Consider the following 17,814-nt stretch of genomic DNA (forward strand, 5'->3'; position numbering starts at 1 on the left):
TGGGAAAAGGGACGGAAGCAAGTCAATGAGCGGTACAGAAAACCAGATGACAGGCGCGGAGATCGTTCTCCAGGCACTGAAGGACAATGGCGTCGAGCATATCTTCGGCTATCCCGGTGGCGCCGTGCTTCCGATCTACGACGAAATCCACCAGCAGGACGATATCCAGCACATCCTCGTTCGCCACGAACAGGGTGCCGGCCACATGGCCGAAGGTTATGCCCGCTCGACCGGCAAGGTCGGCGTCATGCTGGTCACATCCGGTCCGGGCGCGACCAACGCGGTGACGCCGCTGCAGGACGCGCTGATGGATTCGATCCCGCTTGTCTGCATCTCCGGCCAGGTTCCGACCTCGCTGATCGGTTCGGACGCCTTCCAGGAATGCGACACCATCGGCATCACCCGGCCGTGCACCAAGCACAACTGGCTGGTTCGCGACGTCAACGATCTCGCCCGCATCATCCATGAGGCCTTCCGCGTCGCCCAGTCCGGCCGTCCGGGCCCGGTCGTCGTCGATATCCCGAAGGACGTGCAGTTCGCGACCGGCACCTACACGCCGCCATCGGCCGTCCCGACCCAGAAGAGCTACCAGCCGAAGAAGCAGGGCGATCTGAAGAAGATCGAGGAAGCGGTCGAACTGATGCGCAATGCGCGCCAGCCGATCATCTATTCCGGCGGCGGCGTCATCAATTCGGGTCCCGAAGCTTCGCACCTGCTGCGCGAGCTGGTCGAGCTCACCGGCTTCCCGATCACCTCGACGCTGATGGGCCTCGGCGCCTATCCGGCCTCGGGAAAGGCCTGGCTCGGCATGCTCGGCATGCACGGCACCTACGAGGCCAACATGGCGATGCATGACTGCGACGTCATGGTCTGCATCGGCGCGCGCTTCGACGACCGTATCACCGGCCGCCTCAATGCGTTCTCGCCCAATTCCAAGAAGATCCACATCGATATCGACCCGTCGTCGATCAACAAGAACGTGCGCGTCGACGTGCCGATCCTCGGCGATGTCGGCACGGTTCTGGAAGACATGGTTCGCCTGTGGCGCGCCGCCTCCAAGTCGGTCGACAAGGCACGCCTGTCGAGCTGGTGGGAGACGATCACCAAGTGGCGCGCCCGCAACTCGCTCGCCTATGCGCCGAACGACGACGTCATCATGCCGCAATACGCGATCCAGCGGCTCTATGAGCTGAGCAAGGACCGCGACACCTACATCACCACGGAAGTCGGCCAGCACCAGATGTGGGCAGCCCAGTTCTTCGGCTTCGAGCAGCCGAACCGCTGGATGACCTCGGGCGGCCTCGGCACCATGGGCTACGGCTTCCCGGCCGCGATCGGCGTCCAGGTCGCGCATCCGAACAGCCTCGTCGTCGATATCGCCGGCGACGCCTCGATCCAGATGTGCATCCAGGAAATGTCCTGCGCCGTTCAGTACGGCCTGCCGGTCAAGATCTTCATCCTCAACAACCAGTACATGGGCATGGTGCGCCAATGGCAGCAGCTGCTGCACGGCAACCGCCTGTCGCACTCCTATACCGAGGCGATGCCTGACTTCGTCAAGCTGGCCGAGGCCTATGGCGGCGTCGGCATCCGTTGCGACAAGCCTGGTGAACTGGATGCTGCGATCCGCAAGATGATCGACACGCCGGCGCCGGTTATCTTCGACTGCCGCGTCGCGAACCTTGCCAACTGCTTCCCGATGATCCCCTCGGGCAAGGCCCATAACGAGATGCTGTTGCCCGACGAAGCCACGGACGAAGCGGTCGCCAACGCGATCGACGCCAAGGGCCGTCAGCTGGTCTGAGACAGGTAGAGGAACCAATCGACATGAACGCACACCTTCAACCGACCGGCTCCGCCTACTTCATCGCCAAGGAGACCGAAGTCGCCGAAACCCACACGCTTTCGGTCCTCGTCGACAACGAGCCTGGAGTCCTTGCCCGCGTCATCGGCCTGTTTTCGGGCCGCGGCTACAACATCGAAAGCCTCACGGTTTCGGAAACCGAACACGAGGCGCACCTGTCGCGCATCACGATCGTCACGCGCGGCACGCCGCACGTGCTCGACCAGATCAAGAACCAGCTCGAACGGCTGGTTCCGGTTCACCGCGTCGTCGACCTGACGGTGCGCGCCGGCTCGCTCGGTCACGACCGTCCGGTCGAGCGTGAACTGGCGCTGGTCAAGGTGCATGGTTCTGGCGACCACCGCGTCGAGGCGCTGCGTCTTGCCGATGCCTTCCGCGCCTCGGTCATCGACGCCAACATCGATCACTTCGTCTTCGAGATCACCGGCAAGCCCTCGAAGATCGAACAGTTCATCGCCATCATGAAGCCGCTCGGCCTCATCGAAGTCTGCCGCACCGGCATTGCGGCCATGAACCGCGGTCCGCAGGGCATGTGACTCTAAGAGAGGGGCGGCTCACAAGGCCGCCTCTTTCGCTTTCTAGCTACAGCTCACGCTGGGTAGCATTTCACGCTTCCGGTGGGATTGCCCTCGGGCCCTGGTCGTCTTGTCTTAGCACGTTGATACGGTTGCCCCTCACCCTAACCCTCTCCCCGCGGGCGGGGAGAGGGGACTGCGTTGCGCTTGCTGGGCAGTCCGTAATCTCCAGGGACCAGAGCTACCGTCAGCGTCGCTGCTGTTCGCCGGGTGGCCGCCGCGCGTTTCCTTCTCCCCGCAGGCGGGGAGAAGGTGGCCGTCAGGCCGAATGAGGGGCAGGCGGTCAAGGTCGATGACACTGGCACTCTGTTGACTTCGTCACCGTTTCTCGCCGACTAATTCCGCAAGGATTTGTGCAAGATATCAGGTGCCGGATGAATTCCACGACGATGCAGGCCTTCGTTCTGACCCGATACGGCGGACCTGACGCTGCCGAGCTGCGGGACGTGCCGCGTCCACGCCCTGCTGGTGGCGAGGTTCTGGTTCGGGTGCATGCCGCCGGTCTCAATCCGGTCGACTACAAGACGCGCGAGGGCATGCTCAAGGTCGTCCAGCGCTATCCGCTGCCGGCCGTCATGGGTAATGAGATTGCGGGCGTGGTGGAGGAACTCGGAAACGGCGTCACCGCGTTCAAGCCGGGAGACCGGGTCTTTGCGCGCATGCCGAAGGGCGCCATGGGCGGTCTTGCCGAATATGCCGTCGTGCCGGAGCAGTTTCTGGCGAAGATGCCGGCATCGATCGATTTCAACGCGGCAGCCGGCGTGCCGCTGGCCGGCCTTACCGCCTTGCAGGCGCTGCGCGACGAGCTTCATGTCGACCGGGGCAGCCGGATCTTCGTCCCCGGCGGTGCCGGCGGCGTCGGCACCTTCGCCATCCAGCTGGCGAAATGGCTGGGCGCAGAGGTGACGACCACGGCATCGCCCCGTGGCCGGGCGCTGGTCGAAGAGCTCGGCGCGGACACCATCATCGACTACACGAAGGAGCACTTCGAAGAGCAGCTGCGTGGGATGGACGGGGCCTTCGATCTGCTGGGCGGCGAAACGCTGATGAAGTCGTTCGCCGTGGTCAAGCGCGGCGGCAGGGTGGTGTCCATCGCCGGCATGCCCGAGCCTGAGACGGCGCGCAAGGACCTCGGCCGCGGCCTGTTCTTAAGCACGCTTTTCTGGTTCGCGTCCTACCGGATCCGCGCCGTCGCCAGCAAACACGGCGTCGCTTACCGTTATCTCTTCATGCATCCGAGCGGACCAGAGCTTGCCGAGCTTGCGGCCCTCATCGACGCCGGGACCATCCGACCGGTCATCGACCGGGTGTTTCCTTTCCAGGATACCGCTGCGGCCTTCGACTATCTGGAAACGGGCCGCGCCAAGGGCAAGGTGGTGGTGGAGATCAAGGGCGCTGTCGCCTGAGCGGCGTCTGCGACTTCCTTCTCACCGCAAGGCGGGTCTGCTGCCCTCAAAGGCCCGGAATGCCTTTGGTTTGCTGGGCGATAAAATCACAAAATCGCCGGACGCGAAGGGGCATCATCTGGCCGAAGGCGTGCACTATGTTGAGAGGCTCTGACGGCAGGTCCAGTTCGGTTGAAACATCGATCAGGCGGCCGTCGTTCAATTCGTCCTCGACCACGCAACGCATCAGCAATGCCGCGCCCAGACCGTGAAGCGCTGCGGCGCGCAACGCCTGCCCGGTGTCGCAGTCCACGCGTCCCTGGGGTGCGAAGTGTTGGCCGTCGGCAAAGACTACCGCGCTCGGATGGCCATGGACTGTGTAGCGGGCGAAGGGCAGAGCCGACGCTTCGTCCGGGGTGCGCGGCTTGCCGTGTGTTTCGACGTAGGACGGAGACGCAACGATCGCCATTCTGACATCCGCGAGCTTTCGCACCCGCAGTTCTCCTTGCGCGCTGCCGCCCACCCGGAACACCACGTCGTAGTCTTCCCGGATCAAATCGACCTGCCGGTCGGTAAGCCCCACCTCCAGTTTGATGGCTGGGAAGGACGGCGCGAAATCTCGAAATATCGGCGTCATGAAGAAGCGGGCCAGTTCGCTCGGCATGCTGAACCGAATTCGACCGGCGAGCGCTTCCTCGCCAGCCGCAGTTTCGTCCGGCGTATCGAGTTGGCGAAGGAGAGGAGAGACTTTATCGAACAAAGACTGTCCTTCGAAGGTCAGGACAAGCGCGCGCGTCGATCTCAGGAACAGGCGGGCCCTGACCAGGGTCTCCAGCCTTCCGACGCTTTTCGAAACGGCTGACGGAGATGTCCTCAAGACCTTCGCCGCAGCGCTGAACGAGCCGGTCTCCACGGTCCTGACGAAGGCGATCAGGCCGGGCGTCTCGTTCAACAGATTGGGCATCTCCACCTCGCAGGCACATGTCATGTGCTCATGAACCCGCTTATGCGCCGTCCCGAGCACCCCTATCTCCATGACACCTAGCATGGAGACGAAAATGAAAACACTTCAAGGAAAGGTCGCCGTCATTACCGGCGGCAACAGCGGCATCGGAAAAGCCACCGCAAAGCTCTTTGCCCAGGAGGGCGCTCAGGTCATCATTACCGCTCGACGCCAGGACCTGATCGATCAGGCCGTACGGGAAATCGGTTTCGGCGCAATCGGCATCCAGGGTGACGTGGCCGACCTTGCCCATCACCGGGCCGTCGCTGGCAAGGTCGCCGAACGCTTTGGTGCGGTCGATATCTACCTTGCCAATGCAGGTGTGATCGACCTCAAGCCGACCAACGCCATCTCCGAAGAGGCCTATGACCGGCATTTTTCCGTCAACACCAAGGGCGTCTTCTTCGGGGTTCAAGCCATTGCTCCGATCATGAACGAGGGAGGGAGCATCATCATCACCAGTTCGCTGGCGGCAACCAAGGTCCTGCCAAACCATACGGCCTATGCCGGTTCCAAGGCTGCCGCTGCGGCGTTCGCCAGAAACTGGGCGATCGAGTTCAAGTCGCGGCGCATTCGCGTCAACGTTCTCAGCCCGGGACCAACGGACACGGAAATCCTCGGAAAGCTCGGAATCTCCGAGGCCGAGCGTGGGCCGTTTCTCGAGCATATGGCCGAGGCGATCCCGGCGGGACGGCTCGGCACGTCTGAAGAGCTTGCCAATGCGGCACTCTTTCTTGCTTCGGATGCAGGGCGCTTCGTCAACGGCATCGAACTCCACGTCGACGGCGGAATGTCGCTTGTCTGACGGATAGCGGGTGGCACCGGACCGCCGCCAAGGCGTTCCGGTGCGCCGTCGTCGATATTGTCACGATTGCGCGTGCGGCATGCGCAGTCGGGCTGCGCGGCGCAGCTGCGCCCAAACGCGATCGCGGACCCCGCCTCAGATCATCTCCAGCGACCGTTTGCGCTTCGGCGGCGGGAAGGCGCGGTCGAGGTCGGCGAGGTTTTCGGTCGTCAGCTGCAGGTCGATCGCGTCGCGGTTTTCGCGGGCGCGGGCCGCAGAGCCAGTCTTCGGGATCGAGATGACGCCGGCGCGGGTCTTCAGGAAAGCGAGCGCGATCTGCGCCGGCGTTGCCTGGTGCGCCTTGGCGATGTGGACGAGATCGGGGTTCTTCAGCAGCCGGCCCTCGTCGAGCGGCGAATAGGCCATGGTGGCGATACCGCGGCTCTGGCACCAGGGCAGGAGATCGAACTCGATGCCGCGACGCGAGAGGTTGTAGAGGACCTGGTTGACCGCGACGTTTTTCCCGTCCGGCACCGACAGCAGTTCCTCCATGTCGTCGACATCGAAATTGGAAACGCCCCAGGCACCGATCTTGCCTGCTTTCTTCAATGCCTCAAGGGCCGCGACCGTTTCTGACAGTGGATAGCCGCCGCGCCAGTGCAGCAGATAGAGATCGACATGGTCGACGCCGAGGTGTCTGAGGCTGCGCTCGCACGCGGCCTCGGTGCCCATCCGGCTGGCGTTAGACGGCAGCACCTTGGAGACGATGAAGGCGTCGTCGCGCCGGCCGCGCACAGCTTCGCCGACGACGCGCTCGGACGCGCCGTTGCCGTACATCTCCGCCGTGTCGATTAGCGTCATGTCGAGATCGAGGCCGAGCTGCAGGCTTTTCACCTCGTCGGCCTTGCGCGAGGGCGCGTCGCCCATGCGCCACGTGCCCTGGCCAAGAACGGGGACCTGACGGCCATCGGGAAGGGCGGTCGTGGGGATCGGATCGTGCATGATTTCCTCCTTGCGGCCGAAATTGCCGACGGCCGGCGCGCCTTCCAACAGACGCGACGGTCGCTATAACACTTTGAAGCGCCGCATGTTTCCATCCTCAAGGTGGAAACGCTTTCACGAAACACGCCGCAGCGGACAATCTAGCGCAGCGCATCGTTCTTTCGAGCCAAGCTCTCATCAACCGGCACGTCGCCCGCGTTCCTTCTCCATGCGCTGCAGGATGTCGACGAAGGCGCGCACGCGGGCCGGCCGGAAATGCGAGGGCGGATAGACGACGTGGATGCCGCCCGCAGGCAGGGCCCAATCGGCAAGCAGCCTGATGAGGCGGCCCCCGGTGATATCGTCGCGCACCTGATAGTCCGGCAGCACGGCAAGACCGATGCCGGCGACGGCGCAACAATGGGCGGAATCGGTGCTGTCGGCGGTCACGATCGCCTTGCCGAGGACCGTCGCCTCTTCGCCGGCACGGGCAAATGTCCACTCCAGCGGCGTCTTCAGGGCGCGATTGGCGATCCATGCTGCCTCGGCCAGATGTCCGGGACGCGAAGGCCCGCCGAGTTTTGCGGCAAGGGCGGGCGAGGCGACCACATACTGCTCGAAGGTGCCGATGCGCTTTGCCCGCTCGCTGGAATCGGTGAGCCAGCCGGCGCGGACGGCGAGGTCGAGCCGCTTTTCGATCATGTCGAGCACGGTATCGTTGAAGCTCAGATCCACCCGCATGGCTGGATAGACGCTGAGATAGGCGGCGACCGCGTTGGTCACGACCTTGGCGCCGTAGTCGAGCGGCGCCGTCAGCGTCAGCGTGCCGCTCGGCACTTCGGTTTCGGCCGAGACAGCACCAACGGCTTCGTCTGCATCGCGCAGGATCAGGGAGCAGCGCTCGTAAAAGCGCTGGCCGGTGGCCGTCGGGCTCAGCCGCCGGGTGGTGCGCACGAGCAGCGTCGTTCCCAGCTCCCGTTCGAGCTGGGCCACCTGGTGGCTGACGGCCGCCTTGGCGAGGCCCAGCCGCTCGGCAGCGGCGGTAAAGGAGCCGCTTTCGACTACGGCGACGAAGTGCGACAGGCGATTTAGATTGACGGTCATCGGGTTCTGTTGGTCATTGTCTGAGGTTTTCAGACAATCTGTTCGCGTCGACCGGCTTTTTCAAGAGGCCGACGCCCGTCATTTTGCCGGGCCTGTACCAACAATGCTCCCAAGGAGGCTTCATGCAGATCCAGTTGACCCGGCGCACCGCCCTCAAGACGGTGGTTGCGGCCGGCGCCGCCGTCCTCACCCAGCCGATCGGCAGCCGCCTTGCCGCGGCTGCCTCGACGCTCGAGTGGCGCTATTTCCAGGCGGACGAGGCGGGCTTCGACCGAACGCCGGTGCTGCTTTCGGGTGAGAACGAAGCGATGCTGATCGATGGCGGCTTCACGCTTTCGGACGGCCGCGCGGTGGCCGAGGCGATCAAGGCGACGGGCAAGCGGCTGACGACCATCTATGTCAGTTGCAACGACCCGGATTTCTATTTCAGCCTCAAGCCGGTCGTCGAGGCGTTCCCGGATGCCAAGGTGATCGCGGCTTCGGCAACTGTCGAGGCGATCAAGGCCAATGTCGAAGGCAAGCTTTCGACCTGGGGGCCGCAACTGAAGGAAAACGGCCCGCAGACGCTCGCCGATGTGGTGATGCCGCAGCCGGATGACCGCACCTCGCTGACGCTCGAAGGGGTCGAGATCGAGATCGTCACGATCGAAGGCATGAAGGACCGGCGATATCTCTTCGTGCCGGCGCTGCAGGCGATCTTCGGCGGCGTGCTCGTCTATTCCGGTTCGCATGTGTGGGTCGCCGACGAGGCGACGGTCGAGGGCCGCGAGAAATGGATCGCGGCGCTCGACGCCATGGCGGCCCGCAAGCCCCGGATCGTCGTGCCGGCGCACAAGACCGCGACGGGGCCCGAAGGCATCGAGGCGATCCGCTTCACCCGCGATTATCTCGTTGCATTCAACGAGGCCGCGGCCACTGCCAAGGACAGCGCCGAGCTGGTCGCCGCCATGACCAGGCACTATCCGGATCTGCCGGGTCTCTCGTCGCTTGAGCTCGGCGCCAAGGTTGCCAAGGGCGAGATGAAGTGGGGCTGAGGCCAGCCATCATCGATGGACACGTGGGGCGGCGTGGCGCGTGCTGCGCCGCCTTCGCAGTTCCGTGCGCACTTGCACGCGCGGAACGGCCGACAATTGGAATGCTATTGCTTGAGAGCGCTACAGGAAGTTGTCACCATGACAACTTCGCGGCTGGTTCTCGCGAATAGGTCAACTATGTTGACCTAATTCCAAGGGAGGAAGCCATGCAGGCCGATACGCTTCTGGCGTTGTTTTTGTTTGCGTTCACCACATCGATCACACCGGGTCCGAACAACATGATGCTGTTCGCATCGGGTGTGAATTTCGGCTTCCTGCGCACCGTTCCGCACATGCTCGGCATCGGCGTCGGCTTCTTCGTGCTTCTCATCGCCGTCGGTCTCGGCCTTGGCGCGCTGCTGCATTCCGTGCCGCTGCTCTATACCGCGCTGAAATTTGCCGGTGGCGCCTATCTCATCTGGATCGCCTGGAAGATCGGCACGTCGCGCTCGCTTGCCGAAGGCAAGGCCGGTGCCGAGCCGATGAGCTTTCTTGCCGCGGCCGCCTTCCAGTGGGTCAACCCCAAGGCCTGGGTCATGGCGGTGTCGGCGATGGCCACCTATACCAGCAGCGACAGCTACCTGATGAGCGTCTTCGTCGTCGGTATCGTCTTTGCGCTCGTCAACGTGCCGAGCGTTTCCACCTGGGCCGGCTTCGGCTCGGCGCTCAGGCAATGGCTGTCGGAACCGTCGCGGCTGAAATGGTTCAACATCACCATGGCGGTGCTGCTCGTCGTCAGCCTCTGGCCGATGCTAAAATAGGGCAAACTGCGGCTTCACCAGCATCAGCCAGAAGATACCGGTGACGGCAAGGAAGGCCGGAAAGCCGCAGGCAAACCAGATGGCATAGAGCCGGTCGAACGCCGGCGGCAGCGGCGCATCGTTTGCCGTTGAAATCCGGGCGAGATCGCGCAGCCGCAGCTGGATCCAGACGACCGGCAACCAGAACAGGCCGGTAACCACGTAGAGGATCAGCGACAGCACGATCCAGCCTTCGCTCAGCGACCAGCCGACGCTTTTGGCGAGCAGATAGCCGGTGATCGGCTGGATCACGACGGCAGTCGCGGTGAAGATCGTGCCGGCGATCACCACGGTGCCGGCGACATGGGCGATCAGCCGGGCGTCGCGCGTGCGCCTGGCCATCACCATGAAGAAGGCGATGCCGGCGCCGGTGCCGAAAAGCACGGCGGCGCCGATGACGTGGGCAAGGCGCAGCAGATCCTCCTGAAGCATCAGCGTTCATCCAGAATGGCAAGCGTTGCGAGCGTGGCAAGCAGCGACGGCAGGACCTTGACGAGGGGGCCGAGCGGATCGGCCCAGAGCTGAGGCTCGACGAGGCTTGCCGCTACGAGATAGCCCACCGACAGAACGAGCATGCCCAGCAGCGCCCGCCTGGCAAAGGGACGAACGAGCACGGCGATGCCGAGCGCGATGTCGGCAAGGCAGGTGGCAAGCGTCAGCGCCGTCGCCGGCCCCTCGGCCAGGAACCGCAGGAAATGTTGTCGCGCGTCGCCGAAGGCAAAGAGCGGAACGATCCCCGACAGCAACCAGAAGAGCGACAAGCCGGCGATCATCAGCGGCTTCATGAGGTAAAGCCGGGCAAACCAGAGATCCTGAACGCCCGATGGATTGGCTGAAAGGCTTTGGGTGGCCGACAGGAATGGCCCCGGTGCCTTTGGCGCACCAGCAGCCGAAACCCCGCCGGCCATCACCGAAAGCGCTGTCGAGCGCAGGGGCGAACGCCAGCCGAACCGTCCGGCGATATCGGCAAGGAAACCGACGGGCGCTGCCAGTGCTGCGGGCAGCGAGACGACCCTGGCAGCGGGCAGACCGAGCCATTGCCGGTGCAGCGCCACGAGATCGGCAAGTGCTGGTCTTTCCGGGTGACCCAGCACCAGATCGCTGCGTTCGGGCAACAAACCGGCGACGGCGGCGCTGACCGCCTCGGCAACATCGCTCATGGCAACCGTCTCGACGCGGGCATCGCCGTGAACGAGCGGGATGGCAAAGGGCAGGGCAGCCAGCGCACGCAGCAGTGCCGAGCCTCCATGGGCATTGCGGCCGAGCACGAGTGCCGGCCGCAAGATGACGTGTGGCACGCCGCTTTCCGCCAGCGCCTCGTCGGCACGGAACTTGGTGGCGAGAAAGGCGCTGTCGGTGCCGGCGCCACCCAAGGGCGCCGAGATCTGGACGATGCGCACCGACGATGGCTGTGCCGCGGCGTAAAGCGCCAGCATCGCCCGTTCCTGGGTCGCCGCGACATCGTCGGCCAAGCCATCCTGCAGTGCGCCGGCGCAGTTGACGATGACGTCATGCGCCGCGACGAGCGGTTGCCAGTCGCCAGCGCCGTGCATCCGGGCGAGGTCGATGGAAAGCCAACGCACCTGCGGCCATTTCACCCCTGCGCGGGCAATATTGCGGCCAAGGCCGGTCACGATGTGCCCGTCACTTGCCAGCCGATCGAGGAGGGCCGAACCGATGAAACCGGTCGCGCCGAGAATCAGAACCTTCATGGTGCCAGAATAGAGGAGGCGGTTGCGCGCGACACCACCCGTATCGCCAAAGTTTAGCTTTGGCAGGACTTGTCATGGTGACAATTCTGGCCGTCGGTCGCTGACGAAATCGATTTTGATTCCAGCATTTATTCGCTACCACTATCGCCAGAGTGAGGAGGCAGCGTCCACCGCACCGCAAGGGTGTGCCGCTGCGAGGAGCCAGGCAATGTCCGAACACCATCATGGCCACGATCACCACGATCACGACCATCACCACCACGACAACCACTTCACCGACATGGAAGCGCGGGTGAAGGCGCTGGAAACGGTGTTGACGGAAAAAGGGCTGATCGATCCGGCGGCGATCGATGCGATCGTCGAGACCTACGAAACGAAGATCGGGCCGCGCAATGGCGCCCGCGTCGTCGCCAAGGCATGGGTGGATCCGGAGTTCGCCGAATGGCTGAAGCGCGATGCGACCGAAGCGATCGCCAGCCTCAGCTATACCGGGCGCCAGGGCGAGCACATGCGGGCGGTGTTCAATACGCCCGGCACCCATAACCTCGTCGTCTGCACCCTCTGTTCCTGCTATCCGTGGTCCGTGCTCGGCCTGCCACCGGTCTGGTACAAGGCGCCGCCCTATCGCTCGCGCGCCGTCATCGACCCGCGCGGGGTGCTCATCGAGTTCGGGCTTTCGCTTCCCGAGACGACGCGCATCCGGGTCTGGGATTCGACCGCCGAGCTCAGGTATCTGGTGATCCCCGAACGCCCGGCGGGGACGGAAGGCTTCAGCGAGGAGGACCTGGCAGCACTGGTGACGCGTGACGCCATGATCGGCACCGGCCTGGCGCTCGCGGCGGAGGTGCTGCGATGAACGGCCCGCACGATCTCGGCGGCGCCCATGGCCTCGGTCCGGTGGCGCCGGAAAAGGACGAACCCTATTTCCACGGCGAATGGGAGAAACGGGCGCTGGGCGTCACGCTCTCCTGCGGCGCCTTCGGCGCCTGGACGATCGACGAAAGCCGGCATGCGCGCGAGAGCCTGCCGCCGGCGACCTATCTTTCCGCCAGCTATTACGAGATCTGGACACGGGCGCTGGAAACGCTGCTGACGCGCCACGGCTTCGTCACGCAAGCCGAGCTCGATGGCGGGCACATGCTGGAAAAAGGTGCGAGCCCGAAGCGGGTCTTGAAGGCCGACATGGTGGCGGGGGTGCTCGCCAAGGGCGGCCCCTGCGATCGTCCGGTCGAAGACAAGCCACGCTTTGCCGTCGGTGACCGGGTGAAGACGAAAAACTTCCATCCCGAAACCCATACGCGGCTGCCCCGCTACGCCCGCGCCAAGGTCGGCCGGGTGGAAGCGGTGCAGGGTTCCTTCGTCTTTCCCGACGACAACGCCCATGGCCGCGGCGAAAATCCGCAATGGGTCTATACCGTCGTCTTCGACGGGCCCGAGATCTGGGGCGAGGGCGCCGACCCGACGCTCACGGTTTCGATCGATGCCTGGGAGAGCTATCTTGAGCACGTGTAAGGTGACGTCGCCGCTGGTCGCCTCCGCCGAACTGCCGAAGTCGCCGGAGGGCGATCCGGTGTTTGCCGAGCCCTGGCAGGCGAACGCCTTTGCCATGACCATACGCCTGCATGAGAAGGGCGTGTTTTCCTGGCCGGAATGGGCAGAAGCGCTGTCGGCCGAACTCTACAAGCCCGGCCGCAAGGCTGACGCCAGCGACTATTACGACTGCTGGGTGGCCGCCCTTTCGCGCCTCGTCACCGAGCTTTCGCTCGCCTCCGGCCGCGAGCTGGACGACCTGACCGAGAGCTGGCAGCGGGCGGCGGAAGCGACGCCGCACGGCAAGCCGATCGTGATCGAGAACGATCCGCTGAGGTAGGGGGGCGAATTTGCCCCTCATCCTAACCTTCTCCCCGCAAGCGGGGAGAAGGAACGTGGCCTGCGGGGGCCTCAGCACCTGGCGTCACCGTCGGCTGGTGAGTGCTGATAGAGACCCAGTTGGATGTCGGGCAGGCGCCACACGTTTCCTTCTTGCCCCCTGCTGCTGGTGGGAGCAGGCTGTGGTGGTTCTGATCGCTGAGAGCTGAGATCGAGTGTTGGCTCGGCGAGGATTGGCACTGGCCCCGCCTGCGGGGAGAGATGTCCGGCAGGACAGTGAGGGGCACGCGCTCACCGGGCGGATGAGGGAGAATCCCGTTACCGGGCCGAATAGCCGCCTCGGTGCAGCAACAGGTGGCTATCCAGAGCGTTCGTCTCAATCGTAATAGGCCGACTGATCCAGATCGGAGAGCAGATCGGGACCGACGGGCCTCCAGCCGAGCAGGGTACGCGTGCGGGCACTGGAGGCGGCCATGGTGCCGCCGGCCATGCTGGCGAACCAGCCGAAGTGCTCGCGCGGGCGGGCTTCGACGGGCAGGCCGAGCCTGCGGCCTATGATCTCCGCGATCTGCCGGAACGGCACCGCCTCGTCGGCCACGGCGTGATAGACGCCCTCTGTCGCACCGCTTTCGAGCGCCAGGCGGTAGACCCGAGCAGCATCCTGGCGATGGACGCCCGACCAGCAGTTTGCACCGTCTTCCAGATAGGCCGAGACACCTGTCTGCCGGGCGAGGCGCACGAGGATGGGGACGAAGCCGTGATCGCCGATGCCATGGACGGACGGCGCGAGCCGGACCGTTGCCGCACACACGCCGCGTTCGGCAAGGGCGCGGGCCGCGGCTTCGGATTTGCGCGGGACCACCGGGCCTGGAAGATCGCATTCGGTTGCGCCGCGCGGCAGGCCGGCGAGGCCGGAGGTGACGATGAACGGGCGGTTTGAACCCGCAAGCGCCTGACCGAGAAGCGCGATGACGCGTTGATCCTCGGCCGCGCTCTCCATGAAGCTTGAAAAATCCTGATCGAGCGGGCCATGGACGAAGTCGTGCCTGAACGCTGTGTGGATCACGGCATCTGCGTTTCGGGCCGCTTCCGTGAGAACGCCCGTGTCATCGAGACTGCCTTCGACGACGCTGGCGCCGGTTGCGGCGAGCGCACCCGCTTTCTCCCTGGAGCGCGTCAATCCGGAAACCCTGTGCCCTGCTTCGATCAGATCCTTGACCACGGCGGATCCGACCCAGCCGGTCGCGCCCGTTACGAATACGTGCATTGATTTTCTCCTTGATGTGGCCGCCCTCAAGCGGGCCATGGGTCGGTTCCGGTCAGATGAGGCGCATCGTCACGTCGATGTCACTTGCGAACGCGGTCGAGATGTAGGTGTGGGGAACCGCGCGGATGTAGTCGAGATAGTCAGGGCAATGGTCGACGTTGTCGGCGATGATCAGGGCGCCGGGCTTCAGCCGAGGCTCGATCAGCTTGAAGACGTCAAGGTAGATTGACTTGGCGCCATCGAGCAGAACGAGGTCGATCCCGTCAGGGAGCTCGGCAAAGGTCTTGAGCGCATCGCCTTGCCGGATCTCGACGAGGTCGAGCAGGCCGACTTCGGCAAGGTTCTGTCCTGCGCGGATCACCTTCGACGGTTCGAATTCGCTGGTGATCAGCCGGCCGCCGCCGTTGTCGCGCAACGCCGCGGCGAGGAAGAGGGTCGAGATGCCGAAGGACATTCCGAACTCGACGATCGTGCGGGCGCGGCTGGAGCGTGCCAGCATGTAGAGGAGGTTCCCGGTCTCGCGCGATACCGGAAGCCAGAGGTCCTTGAGCAGCCCGTAAAGCTGCAGATACTCGGTCTTGCTTTGCAGCAGGCGCCGGCTTTCGTCCCGTGACAGTTGGTCCATGGCTGGACCGGTGGCATTGTCTGCCTCCTCAAACAGGCGATCGAGAAGACCCGCAAGGGGCTGGCTGGTGAGCGTTGTCATCGGAAATTCCTTCCTTTCTGGCATGGCTTGCTTTCGGGAGGAAAAATACGAATAATCCGTCGTGTTTTCTAATCGCATTGCAGGCCGCCGGGATGAGTGACGACGCAAGTGCCCGTATTTCTTCAAGAAAAGTGCCAAAGCAGACCCGCTCGAACGAGCTGGTGAAGGCCATTCTCCAGGCGGCTGTTCAGGTTTTGCAGGAAGAGGGAGCACAGCGCTTTACCACGGCGCGTGTGGCGGAAAGGGCGGGCGTCAGCGTCGGGTCGCTCTACCAGTACTTTCCCAACAAGGCGGCAATCCTGTTTCGCCTGCAAAGCGACGAGTGGCGTGAGACGTCAGGTCTGCTTGCGGCAATCCTCAGCGACCGGTCCCGGCCGCCGCTCGATCGGCTGCGGTCGCTGGTTCATGCGTTTCTCCGGTCCGAATGCGAGGAGGCCGCCGTTCGCGGCGCCCTGAGCGACGCCGCCCCGTTTTATCGGGATGCGCCGGAAGCCCATGAGGCCAAGGAGGCCAATGATCCGCTCATCGATGAATTCATGCTGGAGCTGCTTCCACTGGCGGCGGCCGGGACGCGGCGCCTTGCCGGCGACCTGGTCATGACGACGATCACCACGGTCGGCAAGGACTTTTCCGAAACGCCGCGGTCCGATGAGGAGATCGGGGCCTATGCGGATGCGATGGCCGATATGGTGTCGACCTACCTGCGCGCCCATGGCGCCGGTGCGTGAGGCCCGTCCTGTCAAGAAATGAAGGCGCGCGGCGACTGCTGTCGAAGCGCCGACCCGCGGATGCGGGCACCCTCAGCTCTTCGTCGCCTCGCTCTTTTCGAACTGGCGGTAGCATTCGTCGGCCACCTGCTGCAGCAGCGCGCGCGGCACCTCGCCGGTGACGGCGTAGCCGATCGGGCCGTCGATCCAGTAGAAGGTCTCGACGCCGTCGCTTTCATCGATGCGGAACGAGGTTTCGCGGTTGTCGGCGTTTCGGCCGAGAAGCACGGTCAGCCGGCGGCCGCTTCCGTCTTCGTACATGAACATGGCGCCCGCCTTGTCGTTGACCGGAAGCAGCCGTCCGCCGACAAGCGAAAAGCCGAGCGCCGACAGGTCGGGGATGGTCAGCGGATGGTCGAGACGCTTGCCGAGCCAGGTGGCGAGATGGGTCTGTTCGTCGGCGCCGACCTCGACGGCGTGGCGCACTTCGCTCGCATAGACCAGGAAGGCCGACTGGGCCTGTCGCGGCAGGCTTTCGGCGATTTGGCTCGGCCGTGCGCCGCCGGACGGCAGCAGCGAAGGCGCATAGAGGCCGGTGAGGCCGCCGGCGACAAAGAGCGCAAACCCGGCGGCAACGGCGCGGACGAAGCCGGCGCGCGATCGGGTCGCCCGGTCCTGGCCGTCCGGCTCCTGCCGAGCTTCTTCTGTGCCACTGCTCCTTGAAAGGCGCTCGCGATCGCCGGCGTCGCTGCGGGCATAGCCTGCAAACAGCGCCCGAAGTTCCACCGCCTGCGCACGCCATTGCCGGACCTCTTCGGCACGGGCGGGGTTCTCATCGAGCCATCGCTCGATCCGCACCCGCTCGCGCGGGCCAAGCGCGCCGTCGACATAGGCGTGCAGGTCGTCTTCGGAGACGGCGTTGAAGTCTTCCGTCATTTCGGTCTCCGCATGCTGATCACATTGTCGTCCTTCATGGCTTCGGCAAGCTGGTGACGCGCGCGCGACAGTCGCGACATGACCGTACCGATCGGAATGGCCATCATCTCGGCCACGTCCTGGTAGCGATACCCTTCGATCACCACCAGCATCAGCACGGAACGGTTTTCCACCGAAAGGCCGTTCAGCGCCCGTTCCAGCCGCGACCGCTCCAGCGGGTCGCTCTCGCGGGTTTCGGCCTCCAGTCCCAGGTCCTCGTCGAGGGCCACCTGCGGATGCATGGCGGTGTAGCGGTGCCGGTTGCGGCCAAGATTGGTCATGATGGTGAACGCCCAGGCACGCAGGTTGATGCCGCGCCACTGCGCGCGGCGCGCAAGCACCTTCTCGACGCAATCCTGCAGCAGGTCCTCGCCATCGGCGTCCGAGCGCACCAGGCTGCGCGCATAGCGACGCAGCGCCGGCATCAGGGCCAGCACATCCTCTTCGAACCGGTCGGATGCGGGGGTATTCCCCGCATCCGCATGTCCGCCATTACGGCTTGGCGACATTCCATTCGCCCTTCTTCAAGCCATCGCCGGTGATGTCACCCATCTTCTTGTCCTTGACGAAGAAGTAGAGCGGCATGCCGTCCTTGGCCCATTGCTTGGCGCCATCCTTGCGATCGACGATGGTATAGGCGCCGTCCGCCTTGGCACTCGCCTCGGCCATGAACGGCGGCCAGTTCTTGGCGCAATCGTCATAGCACATGGACATGCCGCCATGGTCGTCCTTGTAGGTGTAGAGCGTCATGCCGTTTTCGCCGGCGAGCACCTTGCCCTTGGCCGTGTCGACCTCCTTGACCGGGGGCGCGGCGAAGGCCGCGGATGCGGCAAGGCAGATGGCGATCGTCAATGGCAACGTTCTCATGGCAATGGTCCTTCCTCAAGTTGGTTTGGCCTCTTGGCCTGACAGCAGAAGCGGGCGAATGCCTCCTCGTCCCGTTCCGCGAGAGCCGCATGGTTGCAGATCCAACCGTGAGACACGGCATTGCCGGGTTTTATTCCCGGAG

The 17,814-nt window shown here is 64.4% G+C and carries 20 protein-coding genes; 10 read left to right on the top strand and 10 right to left on the bottom strand.

Annotation, left to right across the window (positions count from 1 at the left end):
* Positions 1-25 precede the first annotated feature (25 nt).
* The 3 genes from VGO12_RS15285 (at position 26) to VGO12_RS15295 (ending at position 3,845) form a co-directional block, all read left to right on the top strand.
* The gene (locus VGO12_RS15285; protein ID WP_327513596.1) at positions 26-1,804 is read left to right on the top strand and encodes an acetolactate synthase 3 large subunit; all 1,779 of its coding nucleotides are present in this window, start codon (positions 26-28) and stop codon (positions 1,802-1,804) included.
* Between the two features lie 23 nt (positions 1,805-1,827).
* Complete coding sequence (gene ilvN, locus VGO12_RS15290; RefSeq protein WP_327499804.1) at positions 1,828-2,400, top strand: acetolactate synthase small subunit; 573 nt, start codon at positions 1,828-1,830, stop codon at positions 2,398-2,400.
* 413 nt (positions 2,401-2,813) lie between these two features.
* Complete coding sequence (locus VGO12_RS15295; RefSeq protein ID WP_327513597.1) at positions 2,814-3,845, top strand: NADP-dependent oxidoreductase; 1,032 nt, start codon at positions 2,814-2,816, stop codon at positions 3,843-3,845.
* A 46-nt stretch (positions 3,846-3,891) separates the two neighbouring features.
* Here VGO12_RS15295 and VGO12_RS15300 read toward each other — a convergent pair whose 3' ends face one another.
* Positions 3,892-4,788 (bottom strand): LysR family transcriptional regulator, encoded by an 897-nt coding sequence (locus VGO12_RS15300; RefSeq protein WP_327513598.1) that lies wholly within the window; start codon positions 4,786-4,788, stop codon positions 3,892-3,894.
* Positions 4,789-4,882: 94 nt separating this feature from the next.
* Here VGO12_RS15300 and VGO12_RS15305 point away from each other — a divergent pair, with 94 nt between their 5' ends.
* Complete coding sequence (locus VGO12_RS15305; RefSeq protein WP_327513599.1) at positions 4,883-5,632, top strand: SDR family oxidoreductase; 750 nt, start codon at positions 4,883-4,885, stop codon at positions 5,630-5,632.
* A 135-nt stretch (positions 5,633-5,767) separates the two neighbouring features.
* On the opposite strand, the gene VGO12_RS15310 is transcribed toward VGO12_RS15305, so the two are convergent.
* Together VGO12_RS15310 and VGO12_RS15315 are read right to left on the bottom strand one after the other, a co-directional pair.
* Positions 5,768-6,613, bottom strand: a complete 846-nt coding sequence (locus VGO12_RS15310) for an aldo/keto reductase (RefSeq protein ID WP_327513600.1) — start codon at positions 6,611-6,613, stop codon at positions 5,768-5,770.
* Positions 6,614-6,790: 177 nt separating this feature from the next.
* Positions 6,791-7,696, bottom strand: a complete 906-nt coding sequence (locus tag VGO12_RS15315; protein WP_327513601.1) for a LysR family transcriptional regulator — start codon at positions 7,694-7,696, stop codon at positions 6,791-6,793.
* A gap of 122 nt (positions 7,697-7,818) precedes the next feature.
* Here VGO12_RS15315 and VGO12_RS15320 point away from each other — a divergent pair, with 122 nt between their 5' ends.
* Together VGO12_RS15320 and VGO12_RS15325 are read left to right on the top strand one after the other, a co-directional pair.
* On the top strand, positions 7,819-8,730 hold the full coding sequence (locus VGO12_RS15320; RefSeq protein WP_327513602.1) for an MBL fold metallo-hydrolase: 912 nt from the start codon (positions 7,819-7,821) through the stop codon (positions 8,728-8,730).
* A gap of 206 nt (positions 8,731-8,936) precedes the next feature.
* Positions 8,937-9,530: a LysE family translocator gene (locus VGO12_RS15325; protein ID WP_327513603.1), complete on the top strand. Its 594-nt coding sequence runs from the start codon at positions 8,937-8,939 to the stop codon at positions 9,528-9,530.
* Here the strand turns inward: VGO12_RS15325 and VGO12_RS15330 are convergent.
* Both VGO12_RS15330 and VGO12_RS15335 read right to left on the bottom strand, forming a co-directional pair.
* Positions 9,522-10,001: a DUF2269 domain-containing protein gene (locus VGO12_RS15330; protein WP_327513604.1), complete on the bottom strand. Its 480-nt coding sequence runs from the start codon at positions 9,999-10,001 to the stop codon at positions 9,522-9,524. The genes VGO12_RS15325 and VGO12_RS15330 overlap by 9 nt on opposite strands.
* Entirely contained in the window at positions 10,001-11,281 is a 1,281-nt protein-coding gene (locus tag VGO12_RS15335) for an SDR family oxidoreductase (protein ID WP_327513605.1), read from the bottom strand. Before VGO12_RS15335 ends, VGO12_RS15330 begins: the two co-directional genes overlap by 1 nt.
* Before the next feature lie 208 nt (positions 11,282-11,489).
* Between VGO12_RS15335 and nthA the strand changes: the two genes are divergently transcribed.
* Genes nthA through VGO12_RS15350 form a run of 3 tightly spaced genes read left to right on the top strand, consistent with a single transcriptional unit; the run spans position 11,490 to position 13,151 of the window.
* Complete coding sequence (gene nthA, locus VGO12_RS15340; RefSeq protein WP_327513606.1) at positions 11,490-12,137, top strand: nitrile hydratase subunit alpha; 648 nt, start codon at positions 11,490-11,492, stop codon at positions 12,135-12,137.
* Positions 12,134-12,793 (top strand): nitrile hydratase subunit beta, encoded by a 660-nt coding sequence (gene nthB / locus VGO12_RS15345; protein ID WP_327513607.1) that lies wholly within the window; start codon positions 12,134-12,136, stop codon positions 12,791-12,793. Before nthA ends, nthB begins: the two co-directional genes overlap by 4 nt.
* On the top strand, positions 12,762-13,151 hold the full coding sequence (locus VGO12_RS15350; protein WP_327513608.1) for a nitrile hydratase accessory protein: 390 nt from the start codon (positions 12,762-12,764) through the stop codon (positions 13,149-13,151). Before nthB ends, VGO12_RS15350 begins: the two co-directional genes overlap by 32 nt.
* Before the next feature lie 375 nt (positions 13,152-13,526).
* Here the strand turns inward: VGO12_RS15350 and VGO12_RS15355 are convergent, their stop codons facing one another.
* On the bottom strand, positions 13,527-14,417 hold the full coding sequence (locus VGO12_RS15355; RefSeq protein ID WP_327513609.1) for an SDR family oxidoreductase: 891 nt from the start codon (positions 14,415-14,417) through the stop codon (positions 13,527-13,529).
* A gap of 52 nt (positions 14,418-14,469) precedes the next feature.
* Complete coding sequence (locus VGO12_RS15360; RefSeq protein WP_327513610.1) at positions 14,470-15,123, bottom strand: O-methyltransferase; 654 nt, start codon at positions 15,121-15,123, stop codon at positions 14,470-14,472.
* 92 nt (positions 15,124-15,215) lie between these two features.
* Between VGO12_RS15360 and VGO12_RS15365 the strand changes: the two genes are divergently transcribed.
* On the top strand, positions 15,216-15,851 hold the full coding sequence (locus VGO12_RS15365) for a TetR family transcriptional regulator (RefSeq protein ID WP_327513611.1): 636 nt from the start codon (positions 15,216-15,218) through the stop codon (positions 15,849-15,851).
* A gap of 72 nt (positions 15,852-15,923) precedes the next feature.
* On the opposite strand, the gene VGO12_RS15370 is transcribed toward VGO12_RS15365, so the two are convergent.
* The 3 genes from VGO12_RS15370 to VGO12_RS15380 are packed head-to-tail and all read right to left on the bottom strand — an operon-like array spanning position 15,924 to position 17,672.
* Positions 15,924-16,766 carry an anti-sigma factor gene (locus tag VGO12_RS15370; protein WP_327513612.1) on the bottom strand — a complete coding sequence of 281 codons (843 nt, stop codon included), beginning with the start codon at positions 16,764-16,766 and terminating at the stop codon, positions 15,924-15,926.
* Positions 16,763-17,314 carry an RNA polymerase sigma factor gene (locus VGO12_RS15375; RefSeq protein WP_327513613.1) on the bottom strand — a complete coding sequence of 184 codons (552 nt, stop codon included), beginning with the start codon at positions 17,312-17,314 and terminating at the stop codon, positions 16,763-16,765. Before VGO12_RS15375 ends, VGO12_RS15370 begins: the two co-directional genes overlap by 4 nt.
* A complete protein-coding gene (locus tag VGO12_RS15380) occupies positions 17,298-17,672 on the bottom strand; it encodes a hypothetical protein (protein ID WP_327513614.1) in 375 nt (124 codons plus the stop codon). Before VGO12_RS15380 ends, VGO12_RS15375 begins: the two co-directional genes overlap by 17 nt.
* Positions 17,673-17,814 lie beyond the last annotated feature (142 nt).

The organism is Ensifer sp. (assembly GCF_035999135.1).
GTDB lineage: Bacteria > Pseudomonadota > Alphaproteobacteria > Rhizobiales > Rhizobiaceae > Ensifer.